Source organism: Acidovorax sp. sif1233, assembly GCF_019218755.1.
GTDB lineage: Bacteria > Pseudomonadota > Gammaproteobacteria > Burkholderiales > Burkholderiaceae_C > Acidovorax.
In genome coordinates, this window is the sequence record NZ_JAHUWZ010000007.1 from 178503 (window position 1) to 200183 (window position 21681).

The following is a 21681-nucleotide window of genomic DNA, read 5'->3' on the forward strand; positions in this document are numbered from 1 at the left end:
AGGGTTTGGTGGCGCGCCAGTCGTTAGATAATGTAACGAGCACCATGAACCTCGTCAGCCTGAACATCGAATCCATTCAGCTTGGCCACCCGCTGCCCTTCGTGCTGCGGGGGGCTGATGGCGTGCTGCTGGCGCAAAAGGGCTATGTCATCCGCACCCGGGACGAGCTGGCCAAGATGGTGGCGCGGGGCCGCCAGCTGTGCGTGGACACCGATGAATCCGGCGACAGCCACCGCGCCTACCTGGCGCAGCTGCAGCGCATGCTGATCGCGGACACCAACCTGGGCGAGATCGCCGCCATGCAGATGACGGCGGCCGACGACCCGGCGGGGCGCGGGCGCGGAGGCCGGGCCCTGCCCGACTGGCCCGAGCTGCAGCTGCGCGCCACGCAACTGCTGCGCGCGCCGTCCCCGTCGGACTTTGGCGGGCGCTTCCAGGCGCTGCACGACGAACTCTCGCGCCACTGTGAGCAGACGCCCGATGTCACCCTGCTGGCCCTGATCTACCTGTCGGCCCAGGAAACCCGCATGTACAGCGCCACCCACTCCATGCTGGTGGCCTGCGTGTGCATGGTGGTCGCGCGCGAGATGCTGCGCTGGCCCGAGGGCCGGGTGCAGCAGCTCGGGCATGCGGCCTTGTCCATGAACATCGCCATGACCGAACTGCAGGACCAGCTGGCCCAGCAGACCCACCCCCTGACTGCCCAGCAGATCGCGGCCGTGGAAGACCACGCATCACGGTCCGAGGCGCTGCTGCGCTCGCTGGGCGTGGCCGACACCGCATGGCTGGAGGCCGTGCGCTGCCACCACCACCGCACGCCTGGCCCGCTGGCCAAGAAGACGGAAGCCCAGCAGATGGCCCGGCTGATCCAGCGCGCCGATATCTTTGGCGCCCGCATGGCGCCCCGCGCGGCCCGCTGGCCCATGCCGGTCACGGCCGCCATGCAGGCGAGCTACTACGATGAGGAGCACCAGGTGGACGAGGCCGGTGCAGCGCTCGTCAAGACGCTGGGCGTGTATCCGCCAGGGGCCTTTGTGCGGTTGGCCAGCCAGGAGGTGGGTGTCGTCATCCGCCGGGGTACGACGGCCACCACGCCCAAGGTAGCGGTGGTGACCAACCGGGACGGCATGCCCACGGGCGAGCCGATTCCCCGCGACACCGGCATGCCGCCCTGGAAAGTCACGGGCGTGGTCGCCTTCAAGGACGTGCGGGTCAAGCTCCCGCTCGACCGCCTGCTCAACCTGGGCTGATCTTTTCGGCCCCGCAGCGGGGCCGCACCCGATGCGGGTGAACGCCCCCTCGCCCGGTGTGGCCGCCATGGGCACTCCCTGGCCCGTTTTTCAACGCTCCCACGGGGGCTGATGCCCGGCATCCGGCTTGCATCCGATGCCCGTCTGGCCGTGCGCCACGCAATACCCCTTCCCGCTGCCGGGAATCTGAATCCAGTGGCCATCCATCGACGTATACCAATGAGTACAAATAAAAACTCATGTGGACAAAAAATGATGGAATGGTTAAATTGCCCACACCACTGCGCTATGAGTCCTATGAAAACCTCTTCCAGACGCCTTTTTCCGGCCACGGGCCTTCTTGTCCTCGCGATGGCCGCCGGGCTTGCCCCTCGCGCGTGGGCGGCGGACGCGGAAAGCTGCCCGGCCACCTTGCAGCACACCTTTGCACGGCTGCAGGATGAAAAGCCGCAGTCGCTGTGCCAGTACAGCGGAAAGGTCGTGCTGGTGGTCAATACCGCCAGCTTCTGCGGCTTCACCGGCCAGTACAAGGGGCTCGAGGAGCTGTATGCCCGGTACAGGGACAAGGGCCTCGTCGTGCTGGGCTTTCCGTCCAACGACTTTTCGCAGGAGAGCGGCAGCAACCAGCAGATCGCGGACTTCTGCGAGAACACCTTCGGCGTGAAATTCCCGATGTTCGCCAAGAGCAGCGTGAAGGGCTCGGACGCCTCGCCGCTGTTTCGCCAGCTGGCACAGCTGTCGGGCACCGCGCCGCGCTGGAACTTCCACAAATACCTGCTGGGCCGCGACGGCAAGCTGGTCGACCAGTACTCCAGCCTCACCGCCCCTGACAGCAAGGGCCTGGTGCGCGCCATCGAACAGCAACTCGCTGTTGCCGCTCCACGGTGATTGCAATGTTTTCTTTACGTTTCTTTAAAAAAAACCGGCGCGGGGCCTGGAACTTCCGCGCGAGGGCCCCACTCTATTCCCTGCACGCTGCGATTGCGTGGCGTACAGTTTTAGTGTTGCGAAGCCTTTCGGGCCCCCGGGTTCCGACTGACCTCCTGGAGCGCTTCTCCTCCCTCCCTCTCTTATTCGTTTCGGGACGCTTCGCAACCTTTTTATTTCAGGCACCGGCCAGAGGGGGCCGGCCATGAAAATCGCCATCATCGGCTCCGGCATCTCCGGACTGGCGGCCGCGCACCGGCTGCGTGGCCAGGCGCACATCACCCTGTATGAGGCCGGCGACCACTTTGGCGGCCACACCCACACCGTGGATGTCACGCTGCGGGATGCCAGCGGCCGGCTGGTCACGCAGGGCGTGGACACCGGTTTTCTCGTCTTCAACGAACGCACCTATCCGCAGCTGATCCGCCTGCTGGCCGAACTGGGCGTGCAGACGTGCCGGTCCGACATGTCGTTCTCGGTGCAGGTGCCCGGGGCCCGGGGCGGCCGGCCGCTGGAGTGGAGCGGCACGAACCTGGGCACCGTCTTCGCGCAGCGCGCCAACCTGGTCAGCCCGCGCTTTCTGGGCATGCTGGCGGACCTGTTGCGGTTCAACCGCCTGTGCACCCGCATCGCCGAGGCCGGGGCCTATGCGGCGCTCATGCAGCCCCTGGGCGACTTCCTGCGCGAGCACCGCTTTGGCGATGCCTTCCGCGACTGGTACTTCCTGCCCATGCTGGGCTGCATCTGGAGCTGCCCGACCGACCAGATGCTGCAGTTTCCGGTGGCCACCCTGATCCGGTTCTGCCACAACCATGGCCTCCTCCAGGTGAGCGACCGTCCGCAGTGGTGGACGGTCGCGGGGGGCGCGCGCCACTATGTGGACAAGATCGTGGCCGGTATCGCGGACACGCGCCTGTCGACCCCCGTGCGCCGCATCGAGCGCGATGCGGCCGGCGTGCGGGTGGTGACCGATGGCGGCACCGGGCATTTCGACCAGGTCGTCGTGGCCACGCATTCGGACCAGGCGCTGGCGCTGCTCGCGCGGCCCACGCCGCAGGAACGCGCCGTGCTGGGCGCCATCCGCTACCAGGCCAACCGCGCGGTGCTGCATACCGACACCGCGGTGCTGCCCGCGCGCCGCGCCGCCTGGGCCGCGTGGAACTATGAGCGCGCCGCGCAGCCCGGCCGCGAATCGGCGCGCGTGTGCCTGCACTACCTCATCAACCAGCTGCAGCCCGTGCCCTTCGCGCAGCCCGTGGTCGTCTCGCTCAACCCCGTGCGCGAGATCGCGCCCGACCAGGTGATCGGCAGCTACGACTACGCCCACCCGGTGTTCGACCTGGCCGCCATTCGCGCGCAGCGGCAGGTGGCCGAGATCCAGGGCCATGGGCACACCTGGTTCTGCGGGGCGTGGACGGGCTACGGGTTCCACGAAGACGGACTGAAGTCCGGGCTCGCCGTGGCCGAACAGGTGCTGGCCCGCCAGCCCGCTCCCCTGGCGGAGGCCGCATGAACATCGGCATGGGCACCGCTCCCGAGGCCCCGCAGCCGCTGATCGGCTTTGGCCAGGTGCGCCATGCGCGGCTGCGGCCCCGGCGGCATGCGTTTGCCTACCCCACGTTCTTTCTCCTGCTGCCCCTGCGCAGCATGGGCGCCGCAGCGCCGGGCCCGCTGGCCGTGAACCGGCGCGGCGCCATCAGCTTTCACGACACGGACCATGGCGACGGCCGCAGCGCCGCGCAGGGGGGGGCGCTGGCCTGGCTGGACGAGCTGCTGCGCGCCGAAGGCATTGCCGACGCCACCGGCGAAGTCTGGCTGCACTGCTACCCGCGCGTGCTGGGCTACACCTTCAAACCCGTGAGCTTCTGGTACTGCCACCGCGCCGACGCCAGCCTGCGCGCCATCGTGGTGGAAGTGAACAACACCTTTGGCGAGCGGCACTGCTACCTGCTGGACGCGCCCCGCTACGGCGTGGAACTGCGGGCGCGCAAGGTGTTCCATGTCTCGCCCTTCTGCGAGGTGGGCGGGGGCTACCGCTTTCGCTTCCTGCGCACGGCGGGCGGGCCCGCCGATGCGGGCCGCACCGTGGCGCGCATCGACTACGACGACGACGACGCCGGACCGCTGATCGAGACCAGCGTGAGCGGCACCCTGCACCCCATCACGGGGCAGACGCTGCGCCGGGCCCTGTGGGGCTATCCGGCCATGACGCTGGCCGTCATCGCCCGCATCCACTGGCAGGCCTTGCGGCTGTGGCTCAAGCGCGTGCGCTTTCACCGCAAGCCCGAGGCCCCTGCCTCCATCGTGACCCGTTGACCCCACAGCCCGACGAGACCGCCATGAACACGACCACGACCACCGGCGCCGCCCTGCACGCCACCCTGCCCGCCGGCACGCCGGCCGCCGCGCGCACGGCCCTTCGGCTCCTGCAGGGGCTGCAGCATGGCAACCTCACGGTGCAACTGCCGGACGGCACGCTGCAGCACTTCGGCCAGGGGGGCGGCCTCTCGGCGGCCATCACGCTCAGGAACTGGAACGTGTGCAGCGCGGCGCTCAGGTCGGGGGACATCGGCTTCGCCGAGAGCTACATCGCGGGGGACTGGACCACGCCGCACCTCACCGACCTGATCAAGCTCTTCATCGCCAACCGCCAGCAGGTGGAAGGCGTGATCTATGGAAGCTGGGCCGGACGCCTGCTGTACCGCATCAAGCACCTGCTCAACCGCAACACGCGCGCCAACAGCCAGAAGAACATCCACGCGCACTACGACCTGGGCAATGCGTTCTACGCGCTGTGGCTGGACGACACGATGAATTACTCGTCCGCCTGGTTCGAAGGCGATGCGGGCGGCGACATGCGCAAGGCCCAGCATGCCAAGGTGCGCCGCGCCCTGAGCCAGGCGGGGGTGCGGCCGGGGCACCGCGTGCTCGAGATCGGCTGCGGCTGGGGGGCGCTCGCCGAGATGGCGGCCACCGAGTTCGGCGCATCGCTGACCGGTGTGACCCTGTCCACCGAGCAACTGGCCTTCGCGCAAGGGCGCATGGCGGGGCAGGGGGTGGAGCACCGGGCCGATTTGCGGCTGCAGGACTACCGCGACATCCACGATGGCCCCTACGACGCCATCTGCTCCATCGAGATGGTCGAGGCCGTGGGCCGCGAGTACTGGCCCACCTACTTCCAGTCGGTGAACCGCCTGCTCAAGCCCGGTGGCAAGGCCTGCATCCAGAGCATCGTCATCGACGACAGCCTGTTCGAGCGCTACATCAGCTCCACAGACTTCATCCAGCAGTACATCTTCCCGGGCGGCTGCCTGCCGTGCCCGCGCGAGTTCCGCCGCGAGGCCGAGGCCGCGGGCCTGCGCGTGGTGGACGAGTTCGCCTTTGGCCAGGACTATGCCGAAACGCTCAGGCGCTGGCGTGACCGCTTCGTGGCCCAGCGCACGCAGATCCTGCAGCTGGGGTTCGACCAGCGCTTCCTGCACATCTGGGAGTTCTACCTGGCGTACTGCGAGGCGGCGTTTGCGATGAGCAACATCGACCTGGTGCAGTACACGCTGGCCAAGGATTGAGATTGCTATGAAAAATATAGCTGCCACCGCGTGTTTTATCTGCGCTGCAGCCGTTTTTCATTCCAGCATGGCTGTGGCGCAAGGGGCAGGGGCGGCCCAGGCCACGGCGGCGCCGCTGTCCGGCGTGCGCCTGGCGGGCCAGGGCGTGCTCCGGTTCCTGGGTTTCGAGGTCTACCGCGCACGCCTGTGGGTGCAGCCGGGCTTTGACGCCGAGAACTACGGCGCCCAGCCGCTGGCGCTGGAGCTGACCTACCACCGCGACTTCACGGCGGAGGCCATCGCCAGGCGCTCCATCGAGGAAATGCGCCGCGTGGGCAGCTTCACGCCCCAGCAGGCCGCGCGCTGGCAGCAGGCGCTGCAGGCGGCGCTGCCGGACGTGAAGGCGGGCGACCGCCTTCTGGGCATTCACCAGCCGGGCGTGGGGGCGGTGTTCAGGATGGCCGGGCGCGTGGTGGGCGAGGTGCCCGATGCCGAGTTCTCGCGCCTGTTCTTCGGCATCTGGCTCTCGCCCCAGACTTCCGAACCCAGGCTGCGCCAGGAACTGCTGGCCGCGACCCGCGCCATGGGGCAGCCATGACCCGCACCACCCAGCCCCTGCGCGCCCGCCACGGCCTGGCCTATGGGCTGCTGGGCCTGCCCCTGGCGTTTGTGGCGCTGCCGCTGTACGTGCTGCTGCCCAACCACTATGCCCGCGAGTTCGGCATGCCGCTGGCCACGCTGGGCTCGGTGCTGCTGGCGGCGCGGTTGTTCGATGCGGTGTCGGACCCGCTGCTGGGCCGCCTCTGCGACCACCTGTTCGGCCGCTCGGTGCGTGCCGTGCTGGCGGCGGGCGCGGTGTCGGCCATGGTGCTCGCACTGGGGCTGACCGGCCTGTTCTTTCCGCTGGTGCGCGGGGCCGATGGGCTGACCGCCTGGGCCCTGGTGGCGCTGCTCATCACCTACACGGCCTACAGCCAGCTGGGCATTGCGCACCAGGCGTGGGGCGCGCGCCTGGGCGGCGACGAACTGCAGCGCGGCCGCATCGTGGCATGGCGCGAAGGCGCCGCGCTGGCGGGCGTGGTGCTGGCCTCGGTGCTGCCCGCGCTGCTGGGGCTGCCGGTCATGCTCGGCGTGTTTGCCATGGCCTTGCTGCTGGGCTGGTGGGCCTGGACGCGCGCGCCGCGCCCCCCGGCGCATGCGGGTGGCGCCGCGGCGGGCGGGTATCGCCCGTCGCGGCGCGCCAGCCTGTGGCAGCCGTGGGGGCGCCCCGCATTCCGCCGCCTGCTGGCGGTGTTCATGATCAACGGCATTGCCAGCGCCATCCCGGCCACGCTGGTGCTGTTCTTCATCCAGGACCGCCTGCAGGCTCCACCCGCCCAGGAGCCCCTGTTCCTCGCGGCCTACTTCGTCTGCGCCGCGCTGTCGATCCCGTTGTGGCTGCGCGCCGTGGCGCGCTGGGGCCTGGCGCGCACCTGGCTGGCGGGCATGCTGCTGGCGGTCGCAGTGTTTGTGTGGGCCGCGTTCGTGGGGGTGGGCGATGTGCTGCCCTTCCTCGCGGTCTGCGCGCTGTCGGGCGTGGCGCTGGGCACCGACCTGGCGCTGCCCGGCGCCCTGCTGGCCGGCGTGATCGCGGCCGAGGGCGACAGCGGCCAGCACGAAGGCGCGTACTTCGGCTGGTGGAACTTCGCCACCAAGCTCAACCTGGCGCTGGCCGCGGGCCTGGCGCTGCCCCTGCTGGGCTGGCTGGGCTACACCCCCGGCACGCGCGGCGACGGCGGCTTGCAGACCCTGGGCATCGCCTATGCGGTGCTGCCCTGCGTGCTCAAGCTGATGGCGGCGGCGGCGCTCTACGCCCTGCTCCTGCGGCGTCCCCGCAGCGCAGCGATTGTTTGAATGAACCTGTCCGAACCGACCCCAGGGCCCACCCCATGATGCAACGACGCCTCCTCCTTTCCGCCGTGGCGGCTGCGCCCGTGGCCCTGTCCGGCTGCGCCAGCCCGGGCATCGAAGGCTATGCCAGCGAGAAGCCCGTGCTGGACCTGGCCCGGTATTTCAACGGCAAGATCGACGCCTGGGGCATCTTCCAGGACCGCAGCGGCCAGATCGTCAAACGCTTCACCGTGGTCATGGATTGCCAGTGGCAGGGCAACGAGGGCGTGCTCGACGAGGCCTTCACCTATTCGGACGGCACCACCCAGCGCCGCATCTGGCGCCTGACCCAGCACGCCGACGGCCGTACCACCGGCACCGCCGACGACGTGGTGGGCACGGCCCACGGGCAGGCGCGGGGCAACGTCTTCCGCTGGAACTACACGCTGGCCCTGCCGGTGGATGGCACGGTCTACCACGTCGACCTGGACGACTGGATGGTTCTCATCGACGACCGCGTGATGCTCAACCGCGCCACCATGAGCAAGTTTGGCGTGCGCCTGGGCGAGATCACGCTGTCGTTCACCAGGCGCGCGCCATGAGCCTGAACCCACCGCTGCGCGACTGGCAGGGCCGCAGGGCCTGGGTGATCGGCGCGTCCAGCGGCATCGGGCGCGCCACGGCGTCGGCCCTGCATGCGCGCGGTGCGCAGGTCACGGTTTCGGCCCGCAGCGGCGATGCGCTCGATGCCTTTGCCGCCCAGCACCCCGGCAGCCTGGCCCTGCCCCTGGACATAGCGCAGCCCGCGCAGGTGCAGGCCGCCGCCGCACGGGTGCTGTCCGGGGGCGTGCCCGAACTGGTGTGCTACTGCGCCGGCACCTACCGCGACATGCGCGCCACCGACCTGGATCTGGCCGACATGCTGCGCCACGGGCAGATCAACTACAGCGGCGTGCTGCACGTGCTGGCGGCCGTGCTGCCCGCCATGCTGGCCGCGGCGCACGCGGGGCGCCCCGGGCATGTGAGCGTGGTCAGCAGCGTGGCGGGGTTCCGGGGGCTGCCCAGGAGCCTGGCCTACGGGCCGACCAAGGCTGCGCTCATCAACCTGGCCGAGTCGCTGTACCTGGATCTGCACGGCTTGGGGCTTGGCGTGAGCGTGATCAACCCCGGGTTCGTGGCCACGCCGCTCACGGCGGGCAACGACTTCACGATGCCCGCGCTGATCTCGCCCGAGGCGGCGGCGGCGGCCATCTTGCAGGGCTGGGAGCGGGGGCATTTCGACATCCACTTCCCCAAGCGCTTCACGCGGGTGATGAAACTGCTGCGCGTGTTGCCGTATCGGTGGTACTTTCCTGCGGTCCGCAGGTTCACGGGACTCTGAGCGCCATGCTGCAGCCACCTCGCACCACAACCTCCACCGAAGAAGCCGTCACCCGCGTGGTGGCCTTCTTCGAGACCCTGGCCCCGGCCGACGTGGCGGCACTGGGCCGCCTGTACGCGGCCGATGCGCGCTTCAAGGACCCGTTCAACGAAGTGCGGGGCCTGCCCGCCATCCAGGCCATCTTCGACCACATGTTCGATGCGCTGGAGCAGCCGCGTTTCGTGGTCACCGGCCGCGTGGTGCAGGGCCCGCAGTGTTTCCTGACCTGGGAGTTCCTGTTCGCCTTCAAGGGCTTTGACAAGGGCGTGACGCAGACCGTGCGCGGCGCCTCGCACCTGGTGTTCGATGACCAGGACCTGGTGGCGCTACACCGCGACTACTGGGACGCGGCCGAAGAGCTGTATGAAAAGCTGCCGGTGCTGGGCGCGCTGATGCGCTGGCTCAAGAAACGCGCCAACAGTTGATTGTTGGCCGTTGACGCATTGATCACGCCAGCGTTTTGATGCGCGGGTGCCCCGGCAGCGGCACCGCGCGCTGCAGCACGCCTTCGGCCAGCCACAGGGCGCTGTTCCATGCCCGCTGCGCCACGTAGGGCAGCGGCAGCTGCTGGTAATCGTCGTTGAAGACCTCGAAGCTGTAGTCGCCCTGGTAGCCCATGCCGTCGAGCGTGCGCACCAGTTCGGCCAGCGCCTGGCTGTGCACGCCCTCGCCGGGGAACACGCGGAAGTGCCGTGCCGTGTCGATGCGCTCCTGCACCGTGCGGGTCTCCTGCCACATGAAGTCCGAGAGCTGCACCAGATAGATCTTGGCGGGGTCCACGTCGGCCAGCGCCGTGAGCGGCGTGCTGGTGGCGAACTGGTGGTACGAGTCGATGGCCAGGCCGAGGTTGGGGCAATCGGCCTGCTCGACCGCCGCCCACGCCTGGTGCACCTCGTTGATGTGCCGTCCCCACGAGAGCCCTTCAAACGCCACGCGGATGCCGTGCGGCAGCGCCAGCAGGGCCAGCTTGCGCAGGTCGCGCGCGATGGCATCGGCATCGGCGGTGGCGTGCGATGACGTGGAGCTGCAGGCCAGCAGCACCGGCGCGCCCAGGTCGCGCGCCATCAGGATCATCTGCTTGGCGATGTCCACCTTGTAGCTGTGCAGGTGGCCCGACAGGCCCTCGAAGTCGCGCAGCACCTGGAAGCCCGTCACGCGCAGGCCGCTGCTGCGCACGGCATGCGCGGCCGCCTCGATGCCCTGCGGATGGCCCACGATGTCGCGGGCCGCCAGCATGATCTGGCCGAAACCCGCCGCCTTGACGGCGGCCAGCTTGGCCTCCAGCGGGCCGGCCAGGCTGATGGTGTCCATGCCGAAGTCGGCGACGTTGCGTTGCATGGTCGAAGTGCGCATCGAAGTCTCCGGGCGGTGGTCAGCGGGCGTCGAGAACCAGCTCGAAGCTGGGCGAGCCGGCATCGGCCCGCGTGAGCGCGCCGCGCGTGCCCGTGTGCACCCCCGTGGGGGATTCCACGAAGTCCACGCCCCGGGCGCGCAGCGCGTTCACCGTGGCCAGCACGTCCGGTGTGCCGAAGGCCACGCGCTGCAGCAGCTCCTCGGGGTCGGCATCGAGCGCATCCACGAGCGGCTCGATCAGTTGCCAGTGCAGCGTGCCGCAGGGGCTGGCCAGGATGCGGCCATGCGTGAGCACGCCGAACGACTGGTCGGGCGCCAGCTCGGCGAAGCCGAACAGTTCGCCGTAGAAATGGATCCAGTCAGGCGCTCTGCCCAGGCCGATGTACTGCACCACGCCGAACAGATGCAGGCCCTGCAGCGCGGGCGGGCGCGGATTCACGGTGGGGATGGGGATGAAATCCACCTCGTAGATCGAGAATTCCTTCCAGCGGTCCACGAAGTAGATGCGGCTCGCGCCCACGCCGTGGATGGCGGGAATGTTCAGCTCCATCACCTGGACCTCGGTGTGCACGGCCCAGGCGCCCAGCTCCAGCACGCGGCGGTAGGCGGCGGCTGCGTTGCCCACACGGAAGGCGATGGCGGCGAGCACGGGGGTTTCCGCCAGGGCCGACGGCGCGTGCGGCCCGGTGCGCTCTTCGTCCTGGTGCGCGTTCACGATGATGTTCATGTCGCCCTGCCGGTACAGCAGGACCTCGCGCGAGCGGTGGCGCGCCACCGGCTGGAAGCCCATGCGCTCCAGCGCCTGCCCCAGGGCCTGCGGGCGGCTGGTGGCGTATTCGATGAACTCCACCCCCTGCAGTCCCAGGGGGTTGGGCAGGTCTCCGAGCGCCTCGCGGGCGGCCATCATCGGGGTGCTCATGCGTTGGACTCCTTGCGTGTGGTTGCGGTGGTGTCAGCGCGGGCTGACGAGCCGGCGAAAGTGGGCGTCCATCCGGTCCGCGTCGGGCGCCACGCCGGTGAACAGTTCAAAGGCACCCACCGCCTGGCCCACGGCCATGCCGCCCCCGTCCGAGACGCGGCAGCCCAGTGCGCGCGCGGCCTGGACCAGGGCGGTGTCGAGCGGGAAGTACACGACCTCGGACACCCACAGCGCGGGGCGCAGCAGGCCCGTATCGAGGGGCAGGCCGGGCAGCTTGTCCATGCCCGTGGGCGTGGCGTGGATCAGCCCGGTGGCCCGCGCCATGGCCGCGTGGATCTCACCGGCCTCGGCCCGGGGGCCATAGAGCGCATTCACGTCGGCGGCCAGTTGCGCGGCCCGTTCGGGCTGCGCATCGACGATGGTCAGGTGCCGTGCACCCAGGCGCAGCACGGCATGCGCGATGGCGGCGCCCGCACCGCCCGCGCCCAGCAGCACGACGCGGCCGAGGTCGGCGCCCGGCAGCGCACGGGTGAAGCCCCGGGCCCAGCCTGACCCGTCCGTGTTGTGCCCCACGAGCTTGCCATCGTGGACCACGACCGTGTTCACGGCCCCCATGGCTTGCGCTTCTTCCGACAGGCTGTCGAGGTAGGGGATCACGGCCTGCTTGCACGGGTAGGTCACGTTGCAGCCGGCATAGCCCATGATGCGTGCAGCCGACAGCAGCGTGGGCAGCTGGGCGGGAGAAGACGCCGAGCGGTCCAGGTCGATCAGCTGGTAGTGCAGGCGCATGCCGTGGTGCCGCGCCTCCTCTTCGTGCAGGGCGGGAGACAGCGACTTCTGGATGCCGGCACCGATCAGCCCGATCAGCACCTTGCGGGGGCTTGTGGAAGACATGGCGGATGCGGTGGATGACACCGGGGGATCAAGGAGCTGGGTGCTCATGGGCGGGTTGCGTGGAGGACGCGCTGGCGTGTGGGCGTTGGTGCCCGCACCGCAGCGCGGGGGTGGCTGCTGCGTTGCGATGGCCTACTTGCCGCCGCGCAGCTTGGCCAGCGTGGCATAGACCTCTTGCACGGTCTCGGCGCCCACCTTGTCGCTGTGCTTTTCCACCACGGGCTTGACCTTGGCGCGCAGCTTGTCGACTTCCGCCGGCGAGAACTCGGTGACCTGCATGCCGGCCTTCTTGAGCTCTTCGAGCGCCACGTCGGCCTGCGAGCGAGAGACGCTGCGCTGGAACGCGGTGGCCTCGGCCATGGCTTCGGTCACGGCCTTCTGGTCGGCGGGGTTCAGGCTGTCCCAGAACTTCTTGCTCACGATGACCGCCTGCGGGTTGTACATGTGGCGCGTGATGGTCAGGTGCTTTTGCACCTCGGCGAACTTGGACGACAGGATGGTGGAGAACGGGTTCTCCTGGCCGTCCACGGCCTTTTGCTCCATGGCCGTGTACAGCTCGGGGAACGGCATGGGCACGGCGTTGGCGCCCAGCGCGTTGAACATGTCGATGTAGATGGGCGACTGGATCACGCGGATCTTGAGGCCCGCGATGTCCTCGGCCTTGGTGATGGGGCGCTTGCTGTTGGTCAGGTTGCGAAAGCCTAGTTCCCAGTAGCCCAGGCCCACCAGGTTCTTGGCCGCGAGCTTGTCGAGCAGCTTCTTGCCGAAGGGGCCGTCGGTCACGGCATCGGCCTCCTGGGGCGAGGCGAACAGGAACGGGAAGTCGTAGATGCCGAATTCCTTGGCCTGCGCGGACAGGATGCCGGCGTTGAGCACCGTCATCTCCACGGTGCCGCCTTGCAGCGCCGAGACGGTCTGCAGGTCGCCGCCCAGCGTGCCGCCGGGAAAAAGCTTGACCGCGATGCGGCCGCTGGTCTTGGCCGCGACGAGGTCGGCGAATTTCTGCGCGCCCTGGGCCTGCGGGTGCTCCTTCTGGTTCTGGAACGCGAACTTGATGGTGCGTTCCTGGGCATGCGCACCGGGCAGCAGCGAAGCCGCGACGAGGGCGGTGGCGAGCAGGGTCTTCAAGAGTTTCATGGATGTCTCCTTGGGTTTTGGGCGGGGCAGAAACAGGAAGGAACGGAAGGCGGGAGGGGCACGGGAATCAGCCGCCGAGCCAGCGCAGGGGCACGGTGACGAGCGAGGGGAACGCGACCAGCAGGAACATCACCACGAACTGCGCCAGCATGAAGGGCATCACGCCGCGCGTGACCTGGCCCATGGAAATGCGCCCGACGCCCGCCACCACGTTGAGCACGGTGCCCACGGGCGGCGTGATGAGGCCGATGGAGTTGTTGATGATGAACAGCACGCCGAAGTAGACGGGGTCGATGCCTGCGGCCTTCACCACCGGCATGAGCACGGGCGTCATGATGAGGATGGTCGGCGTCATGTCCATGGCCGTGCCGACCACCATGACCAGCACCATGATCGCCACCAGCAGCAGGGTGGGGTTGCCCATGAAGGGTTCGAGCATGCCGATGACCTTGGACGGCAGGTCGGCCACGGTGATGAGCCAGGCCGACACCATGGCGGCGGCCACCAGGAACATGATCACGGCGCTGGTTCGCGCGGCCGCCTGGAAGATGCCCACCAGCTGGCGCCACGAGAGCTCGCGGTACACCGCCATGGAGACGACGAGCGCATACATCGCGGCCACCACGGCGGCCTCGGTGGGCGTGAAGACACCCATGCGCAGGCCCACCAGGATGATGATGGGCAGGCCCAGCGCCCAGGCGGCCTCGCGCAGCGCCACCTTCAGTTCGGCGCGGGTGGCGCGCGGTGGAGGCATGACGTTTTCACGGCGGCCGAGCCACCACCACGTGACCGCGAGCGAGACGGCCAGCAGCAGACCGGGGAAGATGCCCGCGAGGAACAGCTTGCTGATGGACACATTGGCCGCCACGCCAAAGATCACGAAGCCGATGGACGGCGGAATGATGGGGCCGATGACGCCCGCCGAGGCGATGAGTCCGGCCGAGCGCTCCTTGCTGTGGCCCGCGACCACCATCATGGGCAGCAGCAGCGAGGTCAGCGCGGCCGCGTCCGCCACCGCAGAACCCGACACCGCCGACAGGATCACCGCCGCCATGATGACCACATAGCCCAGCCCGCCAGGGATGTGGCCGACCAGGGCCAGCGCCAGCTTGACGATGCGCCTGGACAGGCCGCCCACGTTCATGATCTCGCCCGCGAGCATGAAGAAGGGCACGGCCAGCAGCGGAAAGCTGTCCGCGCCGTTGATGACGTTCTGCGCCAGGATCTGCGCATCGAACAGATCGAGGTGCCACATCAGCGCCACGCCGCTGAGCAGCAGCGCGTAGGCGATGGGAATGCCGATGGCCATGGCCAGCAGCAGGGAGCCGAGGAAGATCGCGACGGTCATGGGAGGTGTTCCGGGCTGGTTGTCTGTCGTCAGGGCCTGTTCGCGCCCGGGGTGTCGGCGGCCGCTTGCGCGTCCCGCTGGATCTGCTCCAGCGCGGCGGCCTCCTCGCTCTCCTGCACCATGATCAGCTCATGGTCGGCCAGGGGGACGAACAGGGTGCGCAGCAGGTCGCGCAGCAGGATGGCGATGGCCGAGGCGCCCATGAGCACGCCGCTGGCGTAGAAGATGCCCACGGAGGCGCCGGTCACGGGGGCTTCGGTTTCCCAGTTGATGACCGTCTGCGACCAGCTGCCCGTGAGCAGCAGCCACGACACATAGAGCATGGCCACCTGCGCCACCAGGAGGCAGATCTTCTTGCCCAGCGTGGGCAGGCGCGAGACCAGGGCGTCCACGCCCAGGTGGCCATGTTCGCGCAGCGCCACCACGGCGCCCATGAAGGTCAGCCACACGAACAGCCAGCGCGACAGCTCTTCGGAGATGGTGATGCCGGAGTTGAAGGTGTAGCGCAGCACCACATTGCCAAAAACGAGCACCACCATGATGGCCAGGCACAGGCCCGCCAATGCATCCAGCACGCGGGTGTATCCCCGCAGCACGCGGTCGGCCAGTGCGAACATGGTGTCTCCAGTCGTTGTGGTTGAAAGGCTGGAAGAATTTTGTACGAACTGGTTAGTATTTGATCTAGGTGCAAACCCTGAACGCCGTTTTGCCGTAGCGGCCGCAGCCGCGTGGGGACGCAATGCTCCCCGGCGCGGTGCTGCATCGCGCTGCGGCGTGTTCAGAGGGAGAGGGCGTGGTGGCGCGCGCCGGCGCCGGTGGTTCAGGGGCGCAGGAAGCGCACGATCATCTCGATGATCGATTCCCGGCGTTGCGCCGTGGCGGCCGGGGTGTCGAGCGAGCGCTTGAAGATCGCGCCGAACGTATGGCGGTTGGCCACGTTGAAGAAGCACAGCGCCGAGATCGACATGTGCAGGTCCACCGGGTCCACGTCGGGGCGGAAGACGCCGGCAGCCACGCCGCGCTGGTACACGTTGTGCACCGCGTGGATGACGGGAATGTTGAGTTCCTGGATGGTCGTGGAGCGGCTGATGAACTCGCCCCGGTGCATGTTTTCATTCATCACCAGGCGGATGAAATCGGGGTTGGCGAGCTGGTAGTCCACCGTGAACCCGACCAGCGTGCGCAGCGCCTGCTCGGGCGCCAGGTCTTCCAGGTGCAGTTCCGATTCGATGCGGCGGATGCGCCGGTAGGCATCCTCCAGCACAGCGACATACAAGCCTTCCTTGCTACCGAAGTAGTAGTAGATCATGCGCTTGCTGGTGCTGGTCAGCGCCGCGATCTCATCGATGCGCGCCCCCGCCAGGCCCTTGTCGGCAAACTCCGCCGTGGCCACCTGCAGGATGTTGGCCATGGTGCGGTCGGGGTCGTTGACGCGCACCCGGTCCGCGCCCGGCGTGGCGGCGGCGTCGCGCGCCGCGCGTTGCCGGCTGGCGCGCGCGCCAAGGGCCTTGGGGATGTTTTGAACCATTTCGTTCATAAGCTGCGTAGCATACGGCATGCCCGCCACGCCGTGCCGCAAGCCCACGCGCGGCGTCCGGCCGTGCGGCCCCGCGCCGCTGGCGGGCGGCTCAGCTGGGCCTGGTGTCCGCGAAGCTCGGGCGCAGCATCAGCTTGTCCAGCAGCTTGCCCAGGTTGGGGTATTCATTGCGCCAGGCGATCTCCGGAAAGCGGAATTCCAGCCAGCCCAGCGCACAGCCCACGGCGATGTCGGACAGGCTCAGGTGGATGCCGCTGCAAAACGGCTTGTCGCCCAGGCCCTGGCTCATGGATTTGAGGCTGTCGTGCACCTTGCGCAGCTGGCGGTCGATCCAGGCCTGGCTGCGTTCGCTGTCCTTGCGGTGGGCCCAGGTGGCTTCCAGCCGCGCGAGGATGGCGGCGTCCACCACGCCATCGGCCAGGGCTTCCCAGGTCTTGACCTCGGCGCGTTCGCGGCCCTGGGTGGGGATGAGCTTGCCCACCGGGGACAGGGTGTCCAGGTATTCCACGATCACGCGCGAATCAAACACGGCTTCGCCGCCCTCCATCACCAGGCAGGGCACCTTGCCCAGCGGGTTGGAGTTGGAGATATGGGTGTCGTCCGCCCAGACGTTTTCCTGTACGAACTGGTAGTCGAGCTTTTTTTCAGCCATCACGATCCGCACCTTGCGGACGTAGGGACTGGCAGAGGCTCCGATCAATTTCATGGTTTGTCTTCCAGTGCGCGGGTAAGCAGAACAATTCGAGTTTGATTCTATCGGCAGCGGCCTGCGCGGGGCTGACTGACGCGCGGCGCCTACAATTGCGCGCCATGAGCCTGTCCACCATCACCGCCCTGTCGCCGCTTGACGGCCGTTACGCCAGCAAACTTGCCGCCCTGCGCCCGATCATGAGCGAACATGGCTACATGCACCGCCGCGTGCAGGTGGAAGTGGCTTGGTTCATCGCCCTCTCGGACGCTGGTTTTGCCGAATTCAAGCCTCTCACGACCGGCGCCCGCGCCTACCTGCTGGGCCTCATCAAGAACTTCTCCGAGGCTGACGCCGCGGCCATCAAGGAGATCGAAAAAACAACAAACCACGACGTGAAGGCCGTGGAGTACTGGATCAAGAGCAAGTTCGAAGCGCGCCCCGAGCTGGAAAAAGCCTCGGAGTTCGTCCACTTTGCCTGCACCAGCGAAGACATCAACAACACCAGCCACGCCCTGCAGCTGCGCTCGGGCCGCGACCAGGTCGTGCTGCCGGGCCTGGACCGCATCGTGCTCAAGCTGCGCGAAATGGCGCACGCCTACGCCGACGTGCCCATGCTCAGCCGCACCCACGGCCAGACCGCCAGCCCGACCACCGTGGGCAAGGAGATGGCCAACGTGGTCATGCGCCTGCAGACGGCCTGCGAGCGCGTGGCCGCCGTCAAGATCATGGGTAAGATGAACGGCGCCGTGGGCAACTACAACGCCCACCTGTCCGCCTGGCCCGATTTCGACTGGGAAGCCTTCAGCAAGAAGGTCATCGAAACCCCCGAGCCGCTGGGCCTGGGCCTGACCTTCCAGCCTTACAGCATCCAGATCGAGCCGCACGACTACATGGCCGAGCTGTTCGACGCGGTGGCCCGCGCCAACACCATCCTCATCGACCTGTCGCGCGACATCTGGGGCTATGTGAGCCTGGGCTACTTCAAGCAGCGCCTGAAGGCTGGCGAGATCGGTTCCAGCACCATGCCGCACAAGGTCAACCCCATCGACTTTGAAAACGCCGAGGGCAACCTGGGCCTGGCCAATGCGTTGCTCAAGCACCTGTCCGAAAAACTGCCGATCAGCCGCTGGCAGCGCGACCTGACCGACAGCACCGTGCTGCGCAACATGGGCGTGGCCCTGGGCTACGCGGCGCTGGCCTATGCCTCGCTGCTGACCGGCCTGAACAAGCTGGAGCTGAACGAAGAGGCCCTGGCCGAAGACCTGGACGCCTCGTGGGAAGTGCTGGCCGAGCCCATCCAGACGGTGATGCGCCGCTTTGGTGTGCAGGGCGCTTACGAAAAACTGAAGGAAGTCACGCGCGGCAAGACCGTGACGGCCGAGGCGCTGCACGGGCTGATCCATTCGCTGGAAATCCCCCAGGCCGAAAAGGACCGGCTGCTGGCGATGACGCCGGGCAGCTACGTCGGCAAGGCGGCCGAGCTGGCTCGCCGGGTCTGACCTCAGGTTTTTCAGCCTTTTTGGCCTCTGGCGCTTGCCTGTCAAGCGCTGGCAGCTATCTATTTAGTAGTGAGGCTGCATGGCCATCAAATCCACCATCTTCAAGGCGAATCTCCAGATCGCCGACATCGACCACGGCTACTACGCCGACCATGCGCTCACGCTCGCCCGCCATCCCAGCGAGACGGACGAGCGCATGATGGTCCGCTTGGCCGCCCTGGCCATTGCCGCGCACCAGCTCAACGACCTGTGCAATGGCGACGCCACGCTGGCGTTTGGCGCGGGCCTGTCGGACCCCGATGACCCGGATGCGTCGCTGACCGACTTCACGGGCCGCAAGCGCGTCTGGATCGAGGTGGGCCAGCCGGAAGACAAGCCGCTCACCAAGGCCTGCAGCAAGGCCGATTCCGTGATCGTCTACTGCTTCAACCACGCCGCGGAAATCTGGTGGAAGGGCATCGAGACCAAGCTGTCGCGGCTGGAAAAGCTGCAGGTGTGGCGCATTCCCACCGAGGCCTCCCAGGCGCTCGCCCAGCTGGCCGAGCGCAGCATGCAGCTGCAGGCCACGGTGCAGGAGGGCGCGATCACCCTGAGCAGCACCCAGGGCAGCGTACATGTGGAGCCCGTGCGCTGGAAGTGACGGAAATACTGGTGAAAATGGCCTCTGGCGCTTAATAAATAAGCGCTAGCAGCTATTAATTTAGTAGTCGCTGATTCAATCCCGTGGCATGAGCGTGCCACATCGCCAGCACTGCTCGAACCCGCCTTCGACCGTCTCCCCACACTGGCATGCCCAGCGGCGCTGCGGCAAATCTTGCAGTTCCTGCAGCAGAGTACGAGCGCGGGCGGCGTGTTCGTCGTAGTCCAGCCAGATTTCGGGCAGGCACTGGTCGGGCGGCAGGTGCCCCGCCGCAGCGCCCAGATACTGGCGCTGCACGGACGCCGCCATGCCCGCCTCGCACAACAAGTCCGCCCACAGCGTGGCGATGGCGATGTTCGGGGCTTGGGTGAGGCGCAGCATGGGACCACCATAGCGGTTTGAACGCCTGGCGTACAGTCCCCGCGGGGCGCGGGCCCCAGCCGCTAAGGTGCCTCGGCCGGTGTCCGGGATGCGCCTTCGGCGGCACGCTCCGCATAGCGGTTGAACCGCCACGCGGAATGCTCCAGCGTGATGCGCCGCCACACCGTGCGTTTCTCGACAGGTGTCATCGCCGGCCAGAACTGCACCTCGTCAAAAGTCCGTCCGCAGCCCTTGCACAGGTCATCGCCCTGGCTGGTGGAGCAGATGGCGATACAGGGCGTGTCGGGGGTCGTGTCATACCAGGCCTGCCAGGCGGCCAGCGCGTCGAGGGGGAAGCTGTCCTCGTCCACGGCATCCTCGCGCCGGTACACCATCAGCGCATACACCTCCCCCAGGGCGCGGATCTGCGGCGCCAGGGTGACTCCATCGGGCGACGGCGCGCGGCCGCGCCAGTGGTTGATGGCGGCTTCGATGTCGGTGATGTGAATGGCGGCCATGGGCGATTGCGCGAAGGGGGCTGGATCATAGCCGCGCGGGCAAGGCAATCCTGGCAAAGGTGTTATGCCCCGGCGGACCGCCATCGCGTCGCATACGCAATAACCACAATCGCGCCGCACTTGCGCGTCCGTGCTGGCGATGTTCCAATCGACGCTTCGAAGGGGAGTAGCTCCCGACTTGCATTCCGGCACGGCCAGGCGCTGGCGATTGGGAAGCGAGGCATCGGAACCGTCGTCAATACGAAGCGAAACATCGCTTCCGGCGGTCCGGGTTCAGCGCGCACCACCAGGGCGCCGGACTGAGCAAGACCTTTGATGGGCCCGCCAGGGCTGATCAAGGCCGCCCTTCGCATTCACGCCCCAGCCCCGGGGCCGTCCTGATCCTCCTGCCGCAGGCCCTCTATCCCTTGGGCGGACTCGGCGCTACAGTGGCGGCGAGACCCTCCTTCGCGCACATTGATACTGAGGACTTTATGGACTTTTTGGCTTCGCCCGAATTCTGGCTCGCACTCGGCCAGATCATCATCATCGACATCCTGCTGGGCGGCGACAACGCGGTGGTCATCGCGCTGGCCTGCCGCAAGCTGCCTCCCGCACAGCGGACCAAGGGCATCATCTGGGGCACAGCTGGCGCCATCGTGCTGCGCGTGATCCTGATCGCCTTCGCGATGACCTTGCTGGCGCTGCCGTTCCTCAAGTTCGTGGGCGCGCTGCTGCTGGTGTGGATCGGCGTCAAGCTGCTGGCCCCCGATGAAGAAGGCCACGGCGACGTGCAGGGCAGCGACAAGCTGCTGGCCGCCATCAAGACCATCATCGTCGCCGACCTCGTGATGAGCGTGGACAACGTGATCGCCATCGCGGGCGCGGCACAGAATGCGGGCGACCACTCGTTCCTGCTGGTGGTGCTGGGCCTGCTGATCTCCATCCCGATCATCGTCTGGGGCAGCCAGCTGGTCATCAAGCTCATGGAGCGCTTCCCCATGATCATCACGCTCGGCGGCATGCTGCTGGGCTGGATCGCTGGCGGCATGCTGGTGACGGACCCCGCCTTCTCCAACCCCGACAAATGGCAATGGATGCTGAAGCTGCCGCAGACGGATGTGATCAAGTACGGCGCCAGCGTGGCCGGTGCCCTGCTCGTCTTGCTGGCGGGCAAGATCATCCTTGCACGCCGTGCGGCCGCGGCACCTGCCGAGCAGCAGGGCTGAGGAATAGAGGCAACAATCTGAACCGGCCAGGAGAAAAAGGGGGGCGTTCAGCCCCCCTTTGTTCTTGGCACCAACAGGAGAGGCGGTATGGACAGAGTCATCGTGTATGTGGACGACGCGGCATATGCGCAGCAGGTGCTGGCACCCTTGTTCGCCCGTGACGCGGCTGCCCAGACGCAGTGGGTGCTGGTGGCATGCGCGCCGCGAATGACCCACCGCATCAGCAAATGGGTGAGCCACAGTGCGCGGGAGAACTGGCGGCTCAAGTGGGCAGACAAGCTGTTCGCCCAGATTCTTCCCGTGCTGCGGGTGCCTGCGGGCAGGGTGACCACGGTGCTGGCCAAGGGGCCGCTGGCCGAACTCACGGACCAGCTCCAGGCTGCGGGGGCGTCTGTCGCCCAGGTGGTGGATGCCCGCCGGCCGAAGACCGACATGCCCCAGGAGCCCGCCCGTCCCGACAACAACAAGCGCTGGTCGCCGCTGCCCGGAACGCTGGGCAGCCTGCTCACGGGCGTCGGGGCGTTGTGGGTGCTTGCACTCGAGTAGACCGGCGGCGGGCCTGC

At 67.8% G+C, this 21681-nt stretch carries 24 protein-coding genes; 14 read left to right on the forward strand and 10 right to left on the reverse strand.

What is annotated here, in order from left to right:
• Positions 1–44: 44 nt before the first annotated feature.
• The 10 genes from KW843_RS21270 to KW843_RS21315 all read left to right on the forward strand — a co-directional run bounded on the left by KW843_RS21270 (position 45) and on the right by KW843_RS21315 (position 9439).
• Entirely contained in the window at positions 45–1250 is a 1206-nt protein-coding gene (locus KW843_RS21270) for an HD-GYP domain-containing protein (RefSeq protein ID WP_218297139.1), read from the forward strand.
• Between the two features lie 297 nt (positions 1251–1547).
• A complete protein-coding gene (locus KW843_RS21275; protein ID WP_370628523.1) occupies positions 1548–2138 on the forward strand; it encodes a glutathione peroxidase in 591 nt (196 codons plus the stop codon).
• A 244-nt stretch (positions 2139–2382) separates the two neighbouring features.
• Complete coding sequence (locus KW843_RS21280; RefSeq protein WP_218297140.1) at positions 2383–3690, forward strand: NAD(P)/FAD-dependent oxidoreductase; 1308 nt, start codon at positions 2383–2385, stop codon at positions 3688–3690.
• An 8-nt stretch (positions 3691–3698) separates the two neighbouring features.
• Positions 3699–4493: a DUF1365 domain-containing protein gene (locus KW843_RS21285; protein WP_218297224.1), complete on the forward strand. Its 795-nt coding sequence runs from the start codon at positions 3699–3701 to the stop codon at positions 4491–4493.
• A gap of 23 nt (positions 4494–4516) precedes the next feature.
• Entirely contained in the window at positions 4517–5746 is a 1230-nt protein-coding gene (locus KW843_RS21290) for a cyclopropane-fatty-acyl-phospholipid synthase family protein (protein WP_218297141.1), read from the forward strand.
• Positions 5747–5813: 67 nt separating this feature from the next.
• Entirely contained in the window at positions 5814–6323 is a 510-nt protein-coding gene (locus tag KW843_RS21295; protein ID WP_218297225.1) for a chalcone isomerase family protein, read from the forward strand.
• Entirely contained in the window at positions 6320–7618 is a 1299-nt protein-coding gene (locus KW843_RS21300) for an MFS transporter (RefSeq protein WP_218297142.1), read from the forward strand. The genes KW843_RS21295 and KW843_RS21300 overlap by 4 nt, the downstream gene beginning before the upstream one ends.
• A gap of 35 nt (positions 7619–7653) precedes the next feature.
• Positions 7654–8196 carry a DUF3833 domain-containing protein gene (locus tag KW843_RS21305; protein ID WP_218297143.1) on the forward strand — a complete coding sequence of 181 codons (543 nt, stop codon included), beginning with the start codon at positions 7654–7656 and terminating at the stop codon, positions 8194–8196.
• A complete protein-coding gene (locus KW843_RS21310) occupies positions 8193–8975 on the forward strand; it encodes an SDR family oxidoreductase (protein WP_218297144.1) in 783 nt (260 codons plus the stop codon). Before KW843_RS21305 ends, KW843_RS21310 begins: the two co-directional genes overlap by 4 nt.
• 5 nt (positions 8976–8980) lie before the next feature.
• Complete coding sequence (locus KW843_RS21315; RefSeq protein WP_218297145.1) at positions 8981–9439, forward strand: nuclear transport factor 2 family protein; 459 nt, start codon at positions 8981–8983, stop codon at positions 9437–9439.
• 22 nt (positions 9440–9461) lie between these two features.
• Here the strand turns inward: KW843_RS21315 and KW843_RS21320 are convergent, their stop codons facing one another.
• The 8 genes from KW843_RS21320 to KW843_RS21355 all read right to left on the reverse strand — a co-directional run bounded on the left by KW843_RS21320 (position 9462) and on the right by KW843_RS21355 (position 16908).
• Entirely contained in the window at positions 9462–10367 is a 906-nt protein-coding gene (locus tag KW843_RS21320; RefSeq protein ID WP_218297146.1) for a sugar phosphate isomerase/epimerase, read from the reverse strand.
• Between the two features lie 19 nt (positions 10368–10386).
• Positions 10387–11286, reverse strand: a complete 900-nt coding sequence (locus tag KW843_RS21325; RefSeq protein WP_218297147.1) for a VOC family protein — start codon at positions 11284–11286, stop codon at positions 10387–10389.
• 33 nt (positions 11287–11319) lie between these two features.
• Positions 11320–12180, reverse strand: coding sequence for a shikimate dehydrogenase (locus tag KW843_RS21330; RefSeq protein WP_218297148.1), 861 nt, complete (start codon positions 12178–12180; stop codon positions 11320–11322).
• Between the two features lie 132 nt (positions 12181–12312).
• On the reverse strand, positions 12313–13317 hold the full coding sequence (locus tag KW843_RS21335) for a TRAP transporter substrate-binding protein (protein ID WP_218297149.1): 1005 nt from the start codon (positions 13315–13317) through the stop codon (positions 12313–12315).
• A gap of 67 nt (positions 13318–13384) precedes the next feature.
• On the reverse strand, positions 13385–14665 hold the full coding sequence (locus KW843_RS21340) for a TRAP transporter large permease (protein WP_218297150.1): 1281 nt from the start codon (positions 14663–14665) through the stop codon (positions 13385–13387).
• A 29-nt stretch (positions 14666–14694) separates the two neighbouring features.
• A complete protein-coding gene (locus KW843_RS21345; protein ID WP_218297151.1) occupies positions 14695–15282 on the reverse strand; it encodes a TRAP transporter small permease in 588 nt (195 codons plus the stop codon).
• Positions 15283–15485: 203 nt separating this feature from the next.
• Complete coding sequence (locus KW843_RS21350; protein ID WP_218297152.1) at positions 15486–16202, reverse strand: TetR/AcrR family transcriptional regulator; 717 nt, start codon at positions 16200–16202, stop codon at positions 15486–15488.
• Between the two features lie 91 nt (positions 16203–16293).
• Positions 16294–16908 carry a glutathione S-transferase N-terminal domain-containing protein gene (locus KW843_RS21355; protein ID WP_218297153.1) on the reverse strand — a complete coding sequence of 205 codons (615 nt, stop codon included), beginning with the start codon at positions 16906–16908 and terminating at the stop codon, positions 16294–16296.
• A 104-nt stretch (positions 16909–17012) separates the two neighbouring features.
• Between KW843_RS21355 and purB the strand changes: the two genes are divergently transcribed.
• Together purB and KW843_RS21365 are read left to right on the forward strand one after the other, a co-directional pair.
• The gene (gene purB, locus KW843_RS21360; protein ID WP_057271328.1) at positions 17013–18392 is read left to right on the forward strand and encodes an adenylosuccinate lyase; all 1380 of its coding nucleotides are present in this window, start codon (positions 17013–17015) and stop codon (positions 18390–18392) included.
• A 79-nt stretch (positions 18393–18471) separates the two neighbouring features.
• Positions 18472–19032 (forward strand): YaeQ family protein, encoded by a 561-nt coding sequence (locus KW843_RS21365; RefSeq protein WP_010464548.1) that lies wholly within the window; start codon positions 18472–18474, stop codon positions 19030–19032.
• Between the two features lie 75 nt (positions 19033–19107).
• Here the strand turns inward: KW843_RS21365 and KW843_RS21370 are convergent, their stop codons facing one another.
• On the reverse strand, positions 19108–19413 hold the full coding sequence (locus KW843_RS21370; protein WP_218297154.1) for a DUF2007 domain-containing protein: 306 nt from the start codon (positions 19411–19413) through the stop codon (positions 19108–19110).
• A 62-nt stretch (positions 19414–19475) separates the two neighbouring features.
• The gene (locus KW843_RS21375) at positions 19476–19910 is read right to left on the reverse strand and encodes a DUF3717 domain-containing protein (protein WP_218297155.1); all 435 of its coding nucleotides are present in this window, start codon (positions 19908–19910) and stop codon (positions 19476–19478) included.
• 473 nt (positions 19911–20383) lie between these two features.
• Between KW843_RS21375 and KW843_RS21380 the strand changes: the two genes are divergently transcribed.
• Together KW843_RS21380 and KW843_RS21385 are read left to right on the forward strand one after the other, a co-directional pair.
• On the forward strand, positions 20384–21118 hold the full coding sequence (locus KW843_RS21380; RefSeq protein ID WP_218297156.1) for a TerC family protein: 735 nt from the start codon (positions 20384–20386) through the stop codon (positions 21116–21118).
• 87 nt (positions 21119–21205) lie between these two features.
• The gene (locus tag KW843_RS21385; RefSeq protein WP_218297157.1) at positions 21206–21664 is read left to right on the forward strand and encodes a hypothetical protein; all 459 of its coding nucleotides are present in this window, start codon (positions 21206–21208) and stop codon (positions 21662–21664) included.
• Positions 21665–21681: the final 17 nt, after the last annotated feature.

Bases quoted from the DNA above. Each gene is read 5' to 3' on its own strand.
- KW843_RS21270 (WP_218297139.1), top strand. From the start codon at position 45: ATGAACCTCGTCAGCCTGAACATCGAATCCATTCAGCTTGGCCACCCG.
- KW843_RS21275 (WP_370628523.1), top strand. From the start codon at position 1,548: ATGAAAACCTCTTCCAGACGCCTTTTTCCGGCCACGGGCCTTCTTGTC.
- KW843_RS21280 (WP_218297140.1), top strand. From the start codon at position 2,383: ATGAAAATCGCCATCATCGGCTCCGGCATCTCCGGACTGGCGGCCGCG.
- KW843_RS21285 (WP_218297224.1), top strand. From the start codon at position 3,699: ATGGGCACCGCTCCCGAGGCCCCGCAGCCGCTGATCGGCTTTGGCCAG.
- KW843_RS21290 (WP_218297141.1), top strand. From the start codon at position 4,517: ATGAACACGACCACGACCACCGGCGCCGCCCTGCACGCCACCCTGCCC.
- KW843_RS21295 (WP_218297225.1), top strand. From the start codon at position 5,814: ATGGCTGTGGCGCAAGGGGCAGGGGCGGCCCAGGCCACGGCGGCGCCG.
- KW843_RS21300 (WP_218297142.1), top strand. From the start codon at position 6,320: ATGACCCGCACCACCCAGCCCCTGCGCGCCCGCCACGGCCTGGCCTAT.
- KW843_RS21305 (WP_218297143.1), top strand. From the start codon at position 7,654: ATGATGCAACGACGCCTCCTCCTTTCCGCCGTGGCGGCTGCGCCCGTG.
- KW843_RS21310 (WP_218297144.1), top strand. From the start codon at position 8,193: ATGAGCCTGAACCCACCGCTGCGCGACTGGCAGGGCCGCAGGGCCTGG.
- KW843_RS21315 (WP_218297145.1), top strand. From the start codon at position 8,981: ATGCTGCAGCCACCTCGCACCACAACCTCCACCGAAGAAGCCGTCACC.
- KW843_RS21320 (WP_218297146.1), bottom strand. From the start codon at position 10,367: ATGCGCACTTCGACCATGCAACGCAACGTCGCCGACTTCGGCATGGAC.
- KW843_RS21325 (WP_218297147.1), bottom strand. From the start codon at position 11,286: ATGAGCACCCCGATGATGGCCGCCCGCGAGGCGCTCGGAGACCTGCCC.
- KW843_RS21330 (WP_218297148.1), bottom strand. From the start codon at position 12,180: ATGTCTTCCACAAGCCCCCGCAAGGTGCTGATCGGGCTGATCGGTGCC.
- KW843_RS21335 (WP_218297149.1), bottom strand. From the start codon at position 13,317: ATGAAACTCTTGAAGACCCTGCTCGCCACCGCCCTCGTCGCGGCTTCG.
- KW843_RS21340 (WP_218297150.1), bottom strand. From the start codon at position 14,665: ATGACCGTCGCGATCTTCCTCGGCTCCCTGCTGCTGGCCATGGCCATC.
- KW843_RS21345 (WP_218297151.1), bottom strand. From the start codon at position 15,282: ATGTTCGCACTGGCCGACCGCGTGCTGCGGGGATACACCCGCGTGCTG.
- KW843_RS21350 (WP_218297152.1), bottom strand. From the start codon at position 16,202: ATGAACGAAATGGTTCAAAACATCCCCAAGGCCCTTGGCGCGCGCGCC.
- KW843_RS21355 (WP_218297153.1), bottom strand. From the start codon at position 16,908: ATGAAATTGATCGGAGCCTCTGCCAGTCCCTACGTCCGCAAGGTGCGG.
- purB (WP_057271328.1), top strand. From the start codon at position 17,013: ATGAGCCTGTCCACCATCACCGCCCTGTCGCCGCTTGACGGCCGTTAC.
- KW843_RS21365 (WP_010464548.1), top strand. From the start codon at position 18,472: ATGGCCATCAAATCCACCATCTTCAAGGCGAATCTCCAGATCGCCGAC.
- KW843_RS21370 (WP_218297154.1), bottom strand. From the start codon at position 19,413: ATGCTGCGCCTCACCCAAGCCCCGAACATCGCCATCGCCACGCTGTGG.
- KW843_RS21375 (WP_218297155.1), bottom strand. From the start codon at position 19,910: ATGGCCGCCATTCACATCACCGACATCGAAGCCGCCATCAACCACTGG.
- KW843_RS21380 (WP_218297156.1), top strand. From the start codon at position 20,384: ATGGACTTTTTGGCTTCGCCCGAATTCTGGCTCGCACTCGGCCAGATC.
- KW843_RS21385 (WP_218297157.1), top strand. From the start codon at position 21,206: ATGGACAGAGTCATCGTGTATGTGGACGACGCGGCATATGCGCAGCAG.